Annotated in this window: 13 protein-coding genes, 1 other RNA gene and 1 pseudogene; 1 reads left to right on the forward strand and 14 read right to left on the reverse strand. The window is 28.2% G+C overall.

Annotated features, from left to right (window positions below; all coding sequences use genetic code 11):
- Nucleotides 1-238: 238 nt before the first annotated feature.
- The gene (locus tag I4V63_RS03885; RefSeq protein WP_195999992.1) at nt 239-3,376 is read left to right on the forward strand and encodes an ATP-binding protein; all 3,138 of its coding nucleotides are present in this window, start codon (nt 239-241) and stop codon (nt 3,374-3,376) included.
- Between the two features lie 202 nt (nt 3,377-3,578).
- Here I4V63_RS03885 and I4V63_RS03890 read toward each other — a convergent pair whose 3' ends face one another.
- From I4V63_RS03890 to I4V63_RS03955, 14 genes and pseudogenes are all read right to left on the reverse strand, one after another.
- On the reverse strand, nt 3,579-3,725 hold the full coding sequence (locus I4V63_RS03890) for a hypothetical protein (RefSeq protein WP_195999993.1): 147 nt from the start codon (nt 3,723-3,725) through the stop codon (nt 3,579-3,581).
- A gap of 59 nt (nt 3,726-3,784) precedes the next feature.
- A complete protein-coding gene (locus I4V63_RS03895) occupies nt 3,785-4,414 on the reverse strand; it encodes an ATP-binding cassette domain-containing protein (protein ID WP_195999994.1) in 630 nt (209 codons plus the stop codon).
- The gene (locus I4V63_RS03900) at nt 4,404-5,345 is read right to left on the reverse strand and encodes an ABC transporter ATP-binding protein (protein ID WP_195999995.1); all 942 of its coding nucleotides are present in this window, start codon (nt 5,343-5,345) and stop codon (nt 4,404-4,406) included. Before I4V63_RS03900 ends, I4V63_RS03895 begins: the two co-directional genes overlap by 11 nt.
- Nucleotides 5,346-5,421: 76 nt before the next feature.
- Nucleotides 5,422-6,288 (reverse strand): ABC transporter permease, encoded by an 867-nt coding sequence (locus I4V63_RS03905; protein WP_195999996.1) that lies wholly within the window; start codon nt 6,286-6,288, stop codon nt 5,422-5,424.
- The gene (locus I4V63_RS03910) at nt 6,281-7,264 is read right to left on the reverse strand and encodes an ABC transporter permease (protein ID WP_195999997.1); all 984 of its coding nucleotides are present in this window, start codon (nt 7,262-7,264) and stop codon (nt 6,281-6,283) included. Before I4V63_RS03910 ends, I4V63_RS03905 begins: the two co-directional genes overlap by 8 nt.
- On the reverse strand, nt 7,257-8,897 hold the full coding sequence (locus I4V63_RS03915; RefSeq protein ID WP_243280441.1) for an ABC transporter substrate-binding protein: 1,641 nt from the start codon (nt 8,895-8,897) through the stop codon (nt 7,257-7,259). The genes I4V63_RS03910 and I4V63_RS03915 overlap by 8 nt, the downstream gene beginning before the upstream one ends.
- A 187-nt stretch (nt 8,898-9,084) precedes the next feature.
- Nucleotides 9,085-9,309: pseudogene (locus I4V63_RS03920) on the reverse strand (IS3 family transposase); the annotation flags it as partial.
- Nucleotides 9,310-9,593: 284 nt separating this feature from the next.
- The gene (locus tag I4V63_RS03925; protein WP_195999998.1) at nt 9,594-9,893 is read right to left on the reverse strand and encodes a hypothetical protein; all 300 of its coding nucleotides are present in this window, start codon (nt 9,891-9,893) and stop codon (nt 9,594-9,596) included.
- Nucleotides 9,894-9,924: 31 nt separating this feature from the next.
- Nucleotides 9,925-10,284: a metal-sensing transcriptional repressor gene (locus tag I4V63_RS03930; RefSeq protein ID WP_195999999.1), complete on the reverse strand. Its 360-nt coding sequence runs from the start codon at nt 10,282-10,284 to the stop codon at nt 9,925-9,927.
- A 248-nt stretch (nt 10,285-10,532) separates the two neighbouring features.
- Nucleotides 10,533-10,718 (reverse strand): hypothetical protein, encoded by a 186-nt coding sequence (locus tag I4V63_RS03935; RefSeq protein ID WP_196000000.1) that lies wholly within the window; start codon nt 10,716-10,718, stop codon nt 10,533-10,535.
- 260 nt (nt 10,719-10,978) lie between these two features.
- Nucleotides 10,979-11,334: a transfer-messenger RNA gene (gene ssrA / locus I4V63_RS03940) on the reverse strand.
- Between the two features lie 661 nt (nt 11,335-11,995).
- Nucleotides 11,996-13,516, reverse strand: a complete 1,521-nt coding sequence (locus I4V63_RS03945) for a WG repeat-containing protein (protein WP_196000001.1) — start codon at nt 13,514-13,516, stop codon at nt 11,996-11,998.
- 379 nt (nt 13,517-13,895) lie between these two features.
- On the reverse strand, nt 13,896-15,323 hold the full coding sequence (locus I4V63_RS03950) for a sucrose-6-phosphate hydrolase (RefSeq protein WP_196000002.1): 1,428 nt from the start codon (nt 15,321-15,323) through the stop codon (nt 13,896-13,898).
- A 2-nt stretch (nt 15,324-15,325) separates the two neighbouring features.
- Nucleotides 15,326-16,297 carry a carbohydrate kinase gene (locus I4V63_RS03955; RefSeq protein ID WP_196000003.1) on the reverse strand — a complete coding sequence of 324 codons (972 nt, stop codon included), beginning with the start codon at nt 16,295-16,297 and terminating at the stop codon, nt 15,326-15,328.
- Between the last annotated feature and the right edge of the window lie 254 nt (nt 16,298-16,551).

Here is a 16,551-nt window from a genome sequence, read left to right on the forward strand (position 1 = left end):
TTTTCTTTCTGTACCATATTCTGTCGAAAATACTTCTCCTGATTTACTTCTATCTAATACTAACTTTTTATTTTCTATACTGTCTACTATAAAGGGAGCATATCATTATCATAGTTTTATATTTTACTAGAATATTAAATTATATGGTTTTCAAAACCACTTGACATCTTATGCCAATTTTTTTAAAATATTACTAGACAAAACATTAACAATTTTATATGAGGAGCTTTGTATATTTATGAATATAAAAAAAATAATTTTATTTATTACACTACTTTTAATATCTATAAATATACCTACACTAGTTCATTCATCTGAACTTATGTTCAATAATCTGATGGCATCAAATGCTTTATCACAAACTTCAATAAATTATATATATCAGGATAGTTCAGATTATATTTGGATTGGTACTAAAAATGGATTGAATAGATATAATGGCTTTGAATTCGAAATTTATAACAAAGGTTTTAGTGAGAAACGAAATATTGTTGATAGCTATATTACATGTTTAAATGAAGATTTAAACAATAATTTATGGGTAGGAACTCTTGATGGTTTAAGTAAAATTAATTTAAAAACTGAGGAAATAAGTAATTACACTATAAATAATAGTTCATTGTCATCAAATACAATTATGGATATCAAAATTAACAATCACGGTGATATTATAATTGCTACATCAAATGGATTAAATATCTATGATGATACTAATGATAATTTTCTTTCTTTAATAAAGGAAGATTTTGAACTTTCATCTTCAAAGATACTCTCTATAGAATTTTATAATGATAATGAAATTTATATGATATCAAACAATTATCTTTTAAAATATGATATGATAAATAACCAATATAGCATCGTTAAATCTTTAATTAAAGATACTATTTTTACAACTTTATCATTATATGAAAGTACTCTATACTTAGGAACCGAATCTGATGGTATATATACATATAATATTAAAACTGGAGAAATGACTAATAAACATAAGTTATATATTAATGGCGATAGTGGTTCTTCATATACTGTTAAACATATTTATATTGATAATACAGGAATTTATATTGCCTCAACTAATGGTATATATATATTGGGAGAAAAAGACTCCCAAATGCATTTTACAAATAATCCATATGATGAATATTCATTACTTGATAATAATGTATCTTATATTATGAAAGATTCTAGTGGATTGTTATGGATAGGTACATTTTCTGGAATAAACACAGTAGATTTTAATTTGGGAATAAGTTACTATAATAATCTTATAGTTGACCCAAATTTGAAAAATAACATTATAGTTGGTACATATGAAGATGTTAATGAAAATCTATGGCTTGGAGTTTATGGAAATGGTATCAGTATATGTAATAAGGAAAATGATACTTTTATACAATTAAATACTAAAACTGATAATAAATTAAACTCTGATACTATTTGGGATATAAAGGGTAATGAAAAATATGTCTTTGCTACATCTTCTGTTGGACTAAATATTATTAATATAGAAACTTTAGAAATACAAAATTTATTAGAAAACAAATTTTGCCACACTTTATATGTAGATGGAGATTATCTATGGGTTGGAACTATAGGTGGTTTTGATATTATTGATCTAAATGACTTTAGCATAAAAAGTATTAACAAATTACTTGCTGAAAATAATATAAATATTACCTTAGGCGGGCCTATTTTTAAAGATTCGCATGGCACTTATTGGCTTGGCGGAGCACGTAAAGGAGGATTGATACAATTTAATCCTAATAATAACGCTGTAACACTCTTCAAATATGATGAACTTGAAAATAGTATTTCTGATAATGCTATTTTATCAATTTCTGAAGATTCTAAAGGAAATTTATGGTTTGGTACTGAAAGTGGTCTGAATAAATATAATAGGTTAACTGAAGAATTTGAAATATACTCCGTAGAAGATGGCCTTTCTAATAATACTATTTATGGCATCATTCCCTCTAATAATAAAATATGGATAAGTACAAATTCAGGGATAAACTGTTTAGAATTTAAAAATGATCAATTAATAAATGTAAAAAAATATTTAACCGATATAGAATTTTCTGTAAACTCATTTTTAAAAACTAAGACCGGAAAATATATTTTGGGATCAATTAATGGTATATACCTTATAGATCCAATTATTATAGAAAAAGATATATCTTCTCCTGTAATACACTTTGATTCTGTGTCTATAAATGGAATAGAGATATATGACTTAGATAATATTTCTATGGATTATAAAGATAGTTCTATTACTGTGAAGTTATTTACTAATATTTATAACAATATGCAGAATGTCGATTTTTATTATCGTATAAATAATGATAAATGGACATTAATGAATGGTAATAAAATTACACTCTCAAACTTAACTGATAAAAAATATAATATAGATTTTATAGCCCAAAACTTTTATGGAAATAATAGTGAAATTAAAAATATTTCTTTTTATGTAAATCCACCATTTTGGAAAAGTAAAATTTTTAAATTTATTTATTTTCTACTCTTCTTTTTAGTTATAATATATGTTTCATTAAAAATAGCACACTTGAAGAATGCCATTAATCTAAAAAATAAACAATTAGCAAAGAAAATAAAAGAAAAAAATGAACTTCTTCAGAGAAATATTGAATTAGAAAAACGTAAAAATAATTACTTGATAAATATGTCACATGAACTTAGAACTCCACTAAATGTTATAGGTGCAACTCAACAATTAATAGTTAATCTTAATAAATCAGGTGGTATTTCGTCAAAAGATCTATCAAGATACATGAAGATAAATGATAATAATTTAAAAAGACTTCTAAATATTATTAATGATTTAATTGATTCTTCTAAAATAAATGAAGGTTTTTATGTCCTTCTTCTAGAAGAAAAAGATATTATATACGTAGTTGAAGAGGCTGCTTTATCATTAAAGAGTTTAGCCGAAGAAAAAGAAATAGACCTTATTATCGATACAAATACAGAAGATTGTATTATGAAATTTGACCCAACTGCTATTGAAAGATGTATTGTAAATATTGTTGGTAATGCTATAAAATTTACGGACTCTCATGGTAAAATACTTGTTAATATATTTAATTCACATGATATATTAACTATAGAAATAAGTGATACTGGTAGTGGAATAGCACCTGAAAAAATAGATAGTATATTTGATAGGTTTAGTCAAGTTGTAAATTCAAAAAGAGAAGTATCAAAAGGTAGCGGATTAGGACTTACTATCACAAAAGGATTAATCGAACTCCATGGCGGAGATATTAGTGTTGTAAGTGAATTAGGCAAAGGGACAACATTCACAATAAAATTACCCAAAAGTAATGATGAGACTGTAGATAATTTTGTGTAATATAGTTTCTTATAAATCAAATATTACTGGAAACTTTTATCTCCATTAAAATTTTCCAAAGCTTATATGTTATATTATTCTAAATCTAAAATCTAATCATACAATAAAAAGCCCTCGACAACACATTCTGTATTGTCGAGGGCTTCATGTGCAAAGTTCAGTGTGTAGACAACATTATTAATAAAATTTAGTGTGATTTATCTTAAGCGGTTATTATCTTAATGTTATTTGAAAGTTTTAAAAAATCTTTATCATTTATAATAATTTTAATATTATTATCCTCACATAATTGTGCAAAATACTTATCATTAAAATCAAAATTCTTATCAGCAATTAATATTTTGCTCATATCTACACTATTAAAATTATCATTTAATTCAACCACAATTAATATTTATAGAAAATTTTTTATACTGCTATTTCTTCTTTTTTATTTAATTTAGGTAATTCTATAATTCTATCACACACTCTATTGGCTAATTCAATGTTATGTGTAACTACAAGCATACCCAATTCATTCTCTTGCGAGATTTTTAAAAGAAAATTCCATATTTGAGCTTGAGTTATAACATCAAGCATAGTACTTATCTCATCACAAACTAAAAATTTTGTTTCTGGACCTAGAACTCTTGCTATGCAAAATCTTTGTAACTCTCCACCGGACAATTCATTTGGCCATCTATTAAACCAAGACTTTTCTATACCCATCTCTTGCAAAATATTATTATCAACTTCCCATGCTTCATTTAATATTTTTGCCATTTTCCATCTTGGGTTAACTGACTTTTCAGGATGTTGATAAATCATTTGAATTGGGCAATATACATTCTTCGGAAGTGGCTTGCCATCCCATAGAATTTCACCCCTTTCTGGCTTTATATATCCAGATATTATTTTAGCTAAGGTACTTTTTCCATATCCCGATGGACCAACTAATGCAACTCTTTCCTTTGAATCTATAGTAAAGCTAACATCTTCAAGTATCCAAGGAGAACTTTTATTGTAACGATAACTTACATTTTTAACTTCAAGTAGCATTAATACATCTCACCTCTCCACCTCTTAATTTTCTCATTTCAATATTTTTATTGCATTCTTCAGTTCTCATATGGCATCTATCTCCAAATAGACACCCTGTTGGTAAATTTCCTGCATACGGTTGAAATCCTGGTATAGATTTAAACTTATTTTGTGGTAAAGCATCTATAAATGCCTTACTATATGGATGTCTCAATGCATCTTTTCCTTTTATAAAATCATCTACTTTTGCTATTTCAACTATTGTTCCTGAATAAAAGACAGCTATTCTATCAGCTACATTTAATGCTAAATCCACATCATGAGTAATTAAAAGAATACCACATCCATTATCTGCAATATCTCTTAAATGCTTCAAAGTATCCATTGCTAGTTCTATATTCAAACCTGGAGTTGGTTCATCTGCTATAATTAACTTTGCATCATTCATTACAGCTGTTGCTATTAATACTCTTCTAGCCATTCCCCCTGATAGTTGAAATGGGTATTTGTCTGCAACATTATCTTCTAAATCATATTTTTTAAATATTTCTTTTCGTTTTTTTTCACTTCCATTAATTCCGATAACTTGTTTTCCAATCTTCATTAATGGATCTAAAAATTCTACGGATTGTGGTATAAAAGATATATCTTTTCCTCTAAGCTTTTTTAACTTTTTCTCTGTTAAATTTTCTCCGTAAAACTTTATATCACCTTTTATATTTGAATTGCCTGGAAGTATTCCCATTATCGCATGGGCAAGAAGACTTTTTCCAGAACCGCTTGACCCTACAACCACTACTATTTCGCCTTTTTTTACATTTATACTTAATTCATGAATAACTTCTAAATCATTTTTATTTAAACCTTTATCATACATATTAAAAGCTACTGATAAATTATTTACTTCTAATGCAAATTCATCATATACACTCTTTGCATTATTCCTCATACCTTCCTCCTTATTAAACTAATATTTATCATAATTAAGAAGATTACCACCATCTCTTAATTATCAATTTTGAAAATTACTCATTACCACTATTGGGATTTATTAATTGTTTAAGATTTTCGCCAATTACATCAAATAGTAATACAACACTCAATAACATAAGCCCTGGGAATAATGCAAGCCACCACTTTCCTGTTGCGATATGTTTCATAGCTTCTGATAATATTACACCAATTGCTGGAACCTCAGCTGGAATCCCAAATCCTAAAAATGTTATAGATGCTTCATGCATGATAGCATGTGGAAATAATAGAACAACACCAATTAAATATACTGGAAGAACTTGAGGTATAATATGACTTATTGCTACTTGAAATTTACTTTTTCCCATCTTATAAGCCGCTTGTACATATTGTGTGGAGCGAACCTGTAATACCTCAGCTCTAACAAGTCTAGTCAATCCTGTCCAATGAGTTAATGCAACAGCTACTGTAACTCCTATAGCTCCTCTTCCAAGCATAAATGATATTAATATTAATAAAATAAGATGGGGAATTCCCATACAAAGATCTACACACCAGTTAATAAATCTATCATACCATCCACCTATAATTGCAGATGAAACACCAAATAAAAGTGCGATAAATGAGCTTACTACAGATGCAAAAATACCGATTAATATACTATTAGATAATCCCTTAATACATCTCCAAAACATATCTCTTCCCATAAAATCTGTGCCAAATAGATGACCTAAAGAGGGGCTAATAAATTTTGCAGAGTAATCTACAGCATATTTATCTGGATTCATCGTTAAGCCTACAATAAAAATTGTTAATAAATAAATTACTGAAATAGTTATATAAAATACTATTCTTCTTCTTCCATTAGAAAATATTTGTATTCTTTTCTTTTCTAAATTAACTGAAGGACTATTAAGCATGATATCCCTCCTCTTTTAATCTTGAGTCTAAAATTCCATATAATATATTTGCAATTAAATTACCTACAAATACAAATATAGCGCTAAATATTGCAATCCCAAGTAATAGTGGAACATCTCCATTTAGCCCAGCAGCTGTTGTTGCGGTACCTAATCCTGGGTAAGAAAATACTGTCTCTGCTAATGCCATTCCTCCAAAAAGTTCGCTAAAAGATGAGAACTGTTCTGTAATTGCTGGCAATGCTATATTCCTTACTCCATGCCTCATAATTAACTGAGTAGTGCTTTCTCCTCTTGCCTTTGCAAAAAGTATAAAATCACTATTTAATATTTCTATTAATTTTTGTCGTGTAAATAATGTTATTTTTCCTATACTTAAAACACTTAATGTGAAAGCTGGTAATATAAGATGATATATTCTATCACCAATGGTTATATCTGATGCTAATTTTCCCATTGGGGCTGCTAATCCTATAGGAAACCAGCCTAACTTGACTGCAAATAAACTTAAAACTAATAAGCCAATCCAAAACGTTGGTGCTGATTGAAGCATAAGACAAAAAACTTTTATAATCTTATCAAAAATACTACCTTTATATACACCAGCTAGAATTCCAATTATAAATCCTAAAACACCTGAAAAAAGCCAAGCTACCATCATTAGAACTATTGAATATTGAAATCTTTCTAAAATTACTGTACCAACAGGTTGTTTAAATGTTATTGATGTTCCTAAATCACCTTTTAATACATTTTTCCCCCATGTTATAAATCTTTCCACTGGAGGGTCATTTAACCTCCAGTGTTCTGCTATTTCATCTTTTGCCTCTTTTGAAAGTGTAGATTCTGTCCCTACATACGATGTCAATGGGTCTATTGGGGATGATGTAACTAAAACAAAAGCTATAATACTAACTGCAATTAAAAGTGATATCAGCCTTAAAAACGTTGAACCTATATACTTAAATCTATTCATTAATTTTCCAATCCTTCATATTACAAATAATTGGTAAACCATGACCATGAGGATGAGCTATTTGAGTATCTACTGAAATATCAATAGAATCATTAACAAAATAACTATGCTCAATATTTACTATATATAAATAAGGATAATCTTCTGCTGAAACAGCTTGTACTTCTTTCCACTTTTTAATTGCATCTTCTTGATTATTAGAATCTATTGCTTCATCTATCAATTTATCTACCTCTTCATTAGAATATCCAACTGTATTGTCATAATCACCACCTAAGAATAATTCTGAATAAAGTAAGGACTTTAATACTGTTGGACTATATTGTCCCCATCCCCATACTATTCCAGCTGTATTTGCATTTGCAGTAAGTTCATCCCATGTTCCTTGTTTTGCATTTATAGATATACCTAATTCCTTAGCATCTTCAGCAACAGCAACTGCTAATAAGTAACGTTGTTGGTCATTAGATGGTGAATATACATCAAATTCACATTTTACTCCGTCTTTTTCTCTAATTCCATCTCCATCTGAATCAACCCATCCAGCATCTTCTAAAAGTTTTTTTGCTTCTTCCCTTTGATTATCTTCATAAACCAAAGGATTTCCCCAAGATAAATTAGTAGTAAACCCAGTAGCTGGTTTGCCTATACCATTTAAAGCATTATTTATTATTGATTCCCTATCTATCCCTATACTTAAAGCTTTACGAACTACAACATCAGAAGTAACATTATTCCCTACTGTTACTTCATTCCCATCAGGATTCTTAACTACTTGTTCTGGTATACATGGCAAACTAATATTACGAACATCCATTGTTTCAAGATTTTCTATATGCATTCCATCTATTTCTTCAAGAGCATAATTGGGCGCTACCATAACTATATCTAATTGACCTGATTTTGCATTTGAAAATGCAGCTTCATTATCCATCTTTACAAAAGTTACTTGCTTAATTTCTGGTGCTCCTTCATAATAATCTTCATTTGCTTGAACTATTATTTGTTGGTCTGTATCATATTGAATAACTTTCCATGCTCCTGTACCAATTGGATACTTATCAAATGTTTCACTATCATAAGCATCACTTGGAACAATACCTAATAAAGCTACCGAATCAAAGAATGGAGAGTAACTTTCTGATAATTTAAATTCAACTGTATAATCATCTAAAGCAGTTACTGATTCCAATCTTGAAAGATCTACATTTTCATTATTTCCTTGATTTTCTTTAACAGTTTCATAAGTAAAAACTACATCTTCTGCTGTAAAATCTGAACCATCATGGAATTTAACTCCTTCTCTTAAATTAAATGTATAAACTAAAGAGTCATCACTTATTTGCCAATCAGTAGCTAAGTCCCCTTCATATTCTGACTCTGAATTAACCCTTGTTAATGCACAATTAGTAAAAGAATATCCATAGCTCATTGCTCCCTTAATTGGATCTAAACTTCCTTCAAATATACTAGTTCCAACATATGCAGATATACTATCTTTAGCTTTAGTATTAACTGCTACTTCTGTATTATCATCTGTATTTTTATTTGTTCCTTCACTTGCACTGTTACACCCCACAAACATTAAACTCATTGCAAAAATTAAAGATAAAGCAATACTTCTTTTTCTCAACTTATTTACCTCCTATAATATGTTTTAAATTGCTACGTTACTGAAATTTTATCATTTGCAATTTTTTCCCACAAGCTTGGTAGGGGGTTATTTTTTTATATTTATTTAAAGTTAAAATTATATTCAATAAAAAAAGAAACTATCAGCTTGTAAAGTGGACCCTATGTCAAGGACATAAAAAAAGGGGCTAAGCTACTAAAAGCTGATTTCTGTATTTTACAGGAGTCAGCTTTTTTAAATTCCATTGATAACGGTAATTATTATAATAATTTATATAATTATCGATTATGCGTTTAAGTTCTTCAAAAGTCGTACAACTTCTATAATTAATTTCATCCTTCATATGTCCAAAAAAAGATTCCTGCGGGGCGTTATCCCAACAATTACCGCGTCTGGACATAGATTGTCCGAGATTTTTAGACTTTAATAATTATTGTACAAAAAAAGACTCTATATAGATAGATACTCTTTTTTTGAATGTCTACTATATAGGGTCCATTTTATTCTTGCCTCCTACTTCTTATTTAGAAAATTATATTGAATTATTTCCTAATTTGAAGTACAATATATTTAGAAAATATTACATTGTATACAAATTGTATCCAATAATTTAAAGAGTAAAAATAGCTGCCAACTATTTTTGCTCTTTTTGTTTTTTGTATAAATAGTTTTAATTAATTATTAATTAATATAATATTATTTCTTTATAGCTTCAATGTAATACATTTCTTCATTATCTATTGTCTTTTCTGTTATTAAATATCTATTTATTATCTTAACATTTTCATCAGTTGATAAAAGTATATCATCTTTAACTACCTCACTTGTAGAATGAACATGATTTATTTCATCTCTACTTTGAGAATGAGCTGTAATTACTTTACCTCTTGGATTTAATAATTTAGATATGTGTTCAGATAACTTTTCTTTTTCCTTAAAATTAGGATAAGCTGAGTGAATAAAAATATAATCATATCCATAATCATTAAATTCCATTTAAAAATAAAAAAAACAACTCTTTATTTTTTTATTTTATCAACTTAGCTAATGATTTATTTAAATCTTCAATTACCTTTTTATCTCCATATTGTATTGCATCTGTTACACATTCTTCTATATGTCCTTGTAAAATTAGTCTACTTACGCTATTTAAAGCTGATGTAACTGCTGCTATTTGATTTAGTACTTCACTACAATCCCTTTCATCTTTCACCATACGTCTTACAAACTCTAAATGTCCTGCTGCTCTAGCTAATCTATTTGATATATCCTTTGTACTTTCATGTGAATGCATATGCTTATGCCCTTCAACATTTTTATGAGTATGGCTAAAGCTGTTCCCATCCTCATCTATATGCGTATGCTCTAATACCTCAATACTATCCATTTTTACCCCTCCATTTTATACTTAATTATAGTTATTGATACACTTATATTATATATTTCTTTACATTTTTTTGTAAATAAAGTGTCTCCTATTTTTTCTTACACTTAAATAATTTATGGAATATAATTGTAACACATCACTTATTACCCTTTTTACAACTGCAACCAAAATAGGCATTACTATAACTACTAACGAATCTGATCTAAAACTTATTTCATTAACTATACATTTGTTAAGCTTTGGATTTATTATTTGAATAATAAAAATATGTATAATCCACTTATTACTGTGGTATATAAAATTTCAGCATCAATTTGTATACTCCCTAAAAGCTCCATAAATATAAATGATACTCCTAATAGAATAGCCAATATAAAATATTTTATAAACTTCTTCCAACTAAGACTACTTTCATTTAAATATATATTTTCCATAAACTTATCCCCTTATAGCAACTATATGAGAGATTATATTTAATTATGTTAATATAGCTTAATTAACTTCTTTTACTCGTAAAAATGCACACCCCTAGTAAAACTTATACTAAGGGGTGTGCACAAATACTCAAAACATATAAATATGGCTAAAATACCTATTAAATATACCTAAAAATTTATCTTTAAAAAGCAAAATACAATGGCCAAGCCTTGATATTCCAAGGTTTTACCATTGTATCCATACTTAAGTTCTTATTTGGTGGAGGCGAGGGGTATCGAACCCCTGTCCGAAAGCAGACCAGCCTGACTTTCTACGAGCGTAGTTTAGTGACTAAAATTTCGGTCCTTAGTTCGCTCACAAACAAACTCCTAATTCCCTAGCTTCATAAATACCCCTTTAGCTCAAAGCTTTGCTAAACTTCGTTTCCCACTTCTATGACACCCGCTACCCAAGTCATGGGGAACCTGGACGGATGAGCGGCTATATTAAGCTGCTAATGCAAAATTGTCTTCTGCGTTTATATTTAGTGCATAGCTTATTAACGAGTCGTCCATGCTTTACTCGGCCCGCTTATCAAACCCATCGCACCCCCGTCGAAGCCAAAACGCCCCCATGTAAGGTTAATAGGTCATAAACGCCTTTACCTATTCAATTTTCAATCGATGATTAACATCGTGACTTTATTATAAAACATACAGTTTGAACTGTCAACTTAACTATTCTATTAAACCTTTGGTAAATTCATAATATTATTCTTTTACAAGAAATTTTATTTATTCTTAAAATAATTATTCTAAATATACCATAATTTTTTTAATTTAAATTTAATAGCTCTTTTCTTATACCTAAATTTAATATCTTCATATCTATCATTCATTATTTAAAGTATGAATATCCACAAAGTTCATAATATACTTACTTGTATATTATATACTAATCTTTCATTATTATAACCTTAATACTCAATATAATTTTAAGCTATAAATAAAAACTCTTGCATTCTTTGTCGAAAGGTGTTATTCTAAATGAGCAGTTGGTACGTAAAGTGCTAATTATTTGTAGAGTCTAGTTTGTCCTTCGCCGGATGCTAGGCTCTACTTTGTTTTACAAGAAAAATTTAAAGATTATCCACAGCAAATAGAAAACTATTCATATTTATATTCATATTTTCCCCATTTATCTGTTTATAAGTGCACAAAATTAGTTCTTTTATATACTCATACACATACTTGTAAAATAAAAAAGCAATATCTTTACAACATTTTTTAAAATTCTATTTATTTTTAATTTGAAACTGTATTACATCATAATTCTCAGTATTTATATAATAATCATTTTTATAATCATCTCTATTAATATCATAAATATATATCATTTTAGAATAACTAAAAAAGGAGCTTCCAAAAGATTCATCATTTATCTTATTTCCATTAATCGTATATGCATCATAACTTTCATTATCACCATCTATAGTTTTGCAAATAAATAAATTATTAAAAGCTGTAATTGAATCATATTCATCATCAATAATCCAATTTCCTTCTAAATCTCTTACTCCAACATTAGTATAATTTTCATCATATACTATTAATCTATTTTTATTTGCAACCTCCACATAATAAAATCCACTTTCTATTAAATTTCCTTTTGAATCAACTATCCCATAACTATAATTATCCTCATTAACTAAATAAGCAGGAGCAATTCCATCTACAAAAGAACTATCAATTTCATATTTAGAATCAAATAACTTATTTCCACAATAATCTATATAGGTATATACTCTCTCATTGCTTCCATAATAATATACACACGCAATTTCATTCTCATTATCAAAACAACAAGTTAAATAGCTATAATCATCCTTTAAATATATTGGTTCTAGTTTACTATTTAAATAAACATATTTCCCTTTATCTTCATTATATAATTCATAGAAACTGGTAGATATATCCGTAATATTATATTCATCAAAATTAATAATTTTTAAATCTTCATTTAAAATATAATAATCATAACTTTCATTATCTTCTATAACTGCATATCCTTCGCAAAATCCTCTATATATAGAGTACTTATCACTTATGGAAATTTCATTACCATTTACATCATATAAAGTTTCTTTATTATCCTTTTCAGTTACAATAAACCCATTATATTCAGTAGTAACATAATCATATTTACCTATTAATACTTCTTTTCCGTCCTTATTAATAACAGCACTAATTTCATCATCTTCTTCATTGCATTTAATATCATAATAGTATACAACTGCTAATCCATTGCAAAAACTATCTCCATAAAAATAATCACCACTTGTAATTACTTCACCTTTTTCGCTTATGTACGCACCTTTTTCACCTATAACTACAAAGGCTATCCCCTCTGAAAAAAAGTTTGCATATCCATATTGCGCTTCAATTATAACTTCTCCATTGCTATCAATATAACCATATAATCCTTCTCCATTAACAAAAGGATATAAATCCACTTCCTCTTCTTCCTCTTCGTAATATAAATGTACATTATTAACAAAAACATTATTGATATCAGTTTCTATTTGTGATTTATCTTCAATTTCTACTTTGACAGTACCTAAAGCTTTCCCTAGATCACTACTTATAAGTTTTGTGCTAAGCAAATAATATACTATACCTATTATTGACATTCCTACTATCAAAAAAGCAGTAATAAAAATAATAACAGCTTTTTTACTAGCTGCCTTTTCAGTTATATATTTTTTCTCTGCAATTTTCTGTACATCATATTGATCATTTTCATCACTCTTGTCCATTTGCAGCTCACCTTCTTATTATAATTATTTACATTTTATATTATATATGTCAATTGGTAGTTTTAATACTATTTCTGTTTTCTTTGCTAATAAAAAAAATGATAAGACCTATGCGTTCGTAAGCCTTACCATCTTTCATTCTTATATATTATATATTATTCAAGTTTATTGTAAATGTTCTAAAATAAAAAATAGACAAATAGTGGTTATAAAAGTTCAATAAATTTTAGAAATTTCTTATTAATATATAGTATACTAAGTAATTGTAAAAGATTCTATCCATTATAGTTAGTACAAATCACCCAATAAACTCCATATATAATTCATATTCTAATTTAATCTATGAAATTACTATAAAAATATAACTTTTTCAATCTCTTTAAAAGTTCCATTTTTCAATTTGTGCAGCACCTTCACCTTTTAATGTTAAAGCAGCATCAACTGACTCATTATAAATTCTAGTACTAAATACTTCTTCTCCATTATTTAAGAAGATTTCTAAAGAAGAATTATCAGAGAAAATTTTCATTGAAGTAATAGCTTCAATTTCTACTGCTCTCATATCTCTTCCACACCCTGATTTCCCAAGTTCTAATTTAAATACTTTATTATTAAATGAAAGCTTACAATCTTCTCTTAATGAAATTTCAAATTCTGAACTATTTTCAAAATTAATATTTAATTCAAAGGTATTGCTTTCAAATATTTCTAAAGTATTAGCTTCATTTAAATAAACTTCCCTCTTTGTTGAATCACCTTTTCTTAAAGCCTCTAATTCAACAACTGGAATTTGGTATACCTTATTATCCTTTAAAACTAATTCTCTTGGAATTGTTAATTGATGTTGCCAGAAATTATTTATAGTTGGATTTTTATGATCTACAGCATCTGGTACTCCCATCCACCCTATAACTATTCTTCTCCCCTTAGAATCTTCAAAAGTTTGTGGCGCATAGAAATCAAATCCTCTATCTATTTCAACAAACTTGCCAAGTTTAAGCTCTTTCTTATCATTAACAAAATTCCCAATGGAATATCCACATTGATATACATTATTATATTTATATCCTTCTGCTTCAATCCCCTGTGGTGAGAACATTAATATATCCTTATTTCCTAACTTAAATGTATCTGGACACTCCCACATATAACCCATATCATCTAATTTTCCAGCTGGTACAGAGTGAAATTCCCAATTATAAAGATCATTTGATTTATATAATAAAATACAACCCTTATCATCAGTAGTTCTAGCCCCTAGAACCATATAATAAGCTCCATCCTCTTCCCAAACCTTAGGGTCTCTAACGTGTAGTGACATATCAGCTGGAAAATCTGTATTTCTTAAAAGCACTTTCTTTTCTGAAAAGTTCATACCATCTTTGCTAGTTACTAAAATAACATTTTGTTCTCTTCCAGTTAATATATAATCATAATCTCCTTCATGTTTTACATTACCTGTATAGAAGAAATAAATTGTATCATCTTTTACAAAAGCTGACCCTGAATATACCCCATCCTTATCTTCATTCATATCTGGGTAAAGAGCAACTCCTTTATCTTCCCAATTAGTTAAATCTTTAGAAACTGCATGTCCCCAGAACTTTAACCCACTCATTGGTGTTAACGGTGAGTATTGATAGTAGAAATGATATTCTCCATTAAATTCACATAATCCATTAGGGTCATTTATCCATCCTATTGGAGCCATTATATGATATTTATTTCTCCATTTGTCACTATTTACAGCCTCTAAATTCTTGTTCATACATTCATTTATTTGCTCATCAAAATCAACTCTTAACATAATTATCTCCCTTGTACTAATGTTAAAACTTCTTCTTTAGTCGGTAAAGCTCCTATAGCTCCCCTTTTACACACTGTTAAGGCAGCCGTTGCATTCGAGAATGTTAAAATCTCTTTTATCTTTTCTTCTGATAAATTAACTAGGCTTTCTAAAGTATTATCTCCCTCAGCAACTTGATATAAGAATGATCCTATAAATGAATCTCCTGCCCCTGTTGTATCTTGAGCCTCCACTTTAAATGATGGAGAAAATACTTTTCTTTCTTTAGTTATAAATTCTGCACCATTAGTTCCTTTTGTGTATATTATAACTTCAACATCTCCTTGTAATAAGAAATTTAATGCCTCAGTTTCATCTGCAATTCCAGTTATAAATTCTAATTCTTCATCACTTATTTTAACTATATTAGCAAATGGTAAGAATTCTAAAATTGCTTCTCTGCAAGCTTCTGATGTTTCCCATAAGGGTAATCTAACATTCGGGTCAAAACTTATTAAACAATTATTCTTTTTAGCAAATTCTATAGCTTTTCTATGGGCTTCTTTTATTGGTGCATCTATTAAGCTAACTGAACAGAAGTGTAATATTCCACCTTGTGCAAATACTTCTTCTTCTATTTCTTCTGCATTTAATAACATATCTGCACTTGGATTTCTGTAGAATGAAAAATCTCTTTCTCCATCTTCTCTTAATGAAACAAAGGCTAATGCAGTATTTGCTTCTTTTGTTCTTAAAACCTTTGATATATCTACTCCTAAAGGTTCAACTTGTTCTAAGATGTGATCTCCAAAACTATCAACACCTAATTTAGTAAGCATTTGTGCTGTACCACCTAACTTTGCAACTGCAGCTGCTACATTAAGCGGAGCTCCTCCTGCAACTCTTAAAAAGTTACTTACATTATTTAAGGATTGTCCTTTTTCATGGGGTATAAAGTCAATTAAGGCTTCACCTATTGAAATTACTTTTTTCATAAATCTTCCTCCTCTACATACATGGGAACGTTCCCTCATAATTCAAAAAATATATTTATTTAAATAAATACTTTCACATCACTTTTCTACGATATTATTATAACATTTATTCATTCTTAGTCTATATATTTTCCTTCATAAATATCCTAATTTTATAAAAAAGATACCTATTATCTTTATATGTCCTTATAGTATAGAATTTAAATATAAAACTCTAACTATAAATTTCTATAAATTATAGGTATCTATTTTTT

This window comes from Clostridium sp. 1001271B_151109_B4 (assembly GCF_015670405.1).
Classification (GTDB): domain Bacteria; phylum Bacillota; class Clostridia; order Clostridiales; family Clostridiaceae; genus Clostridium.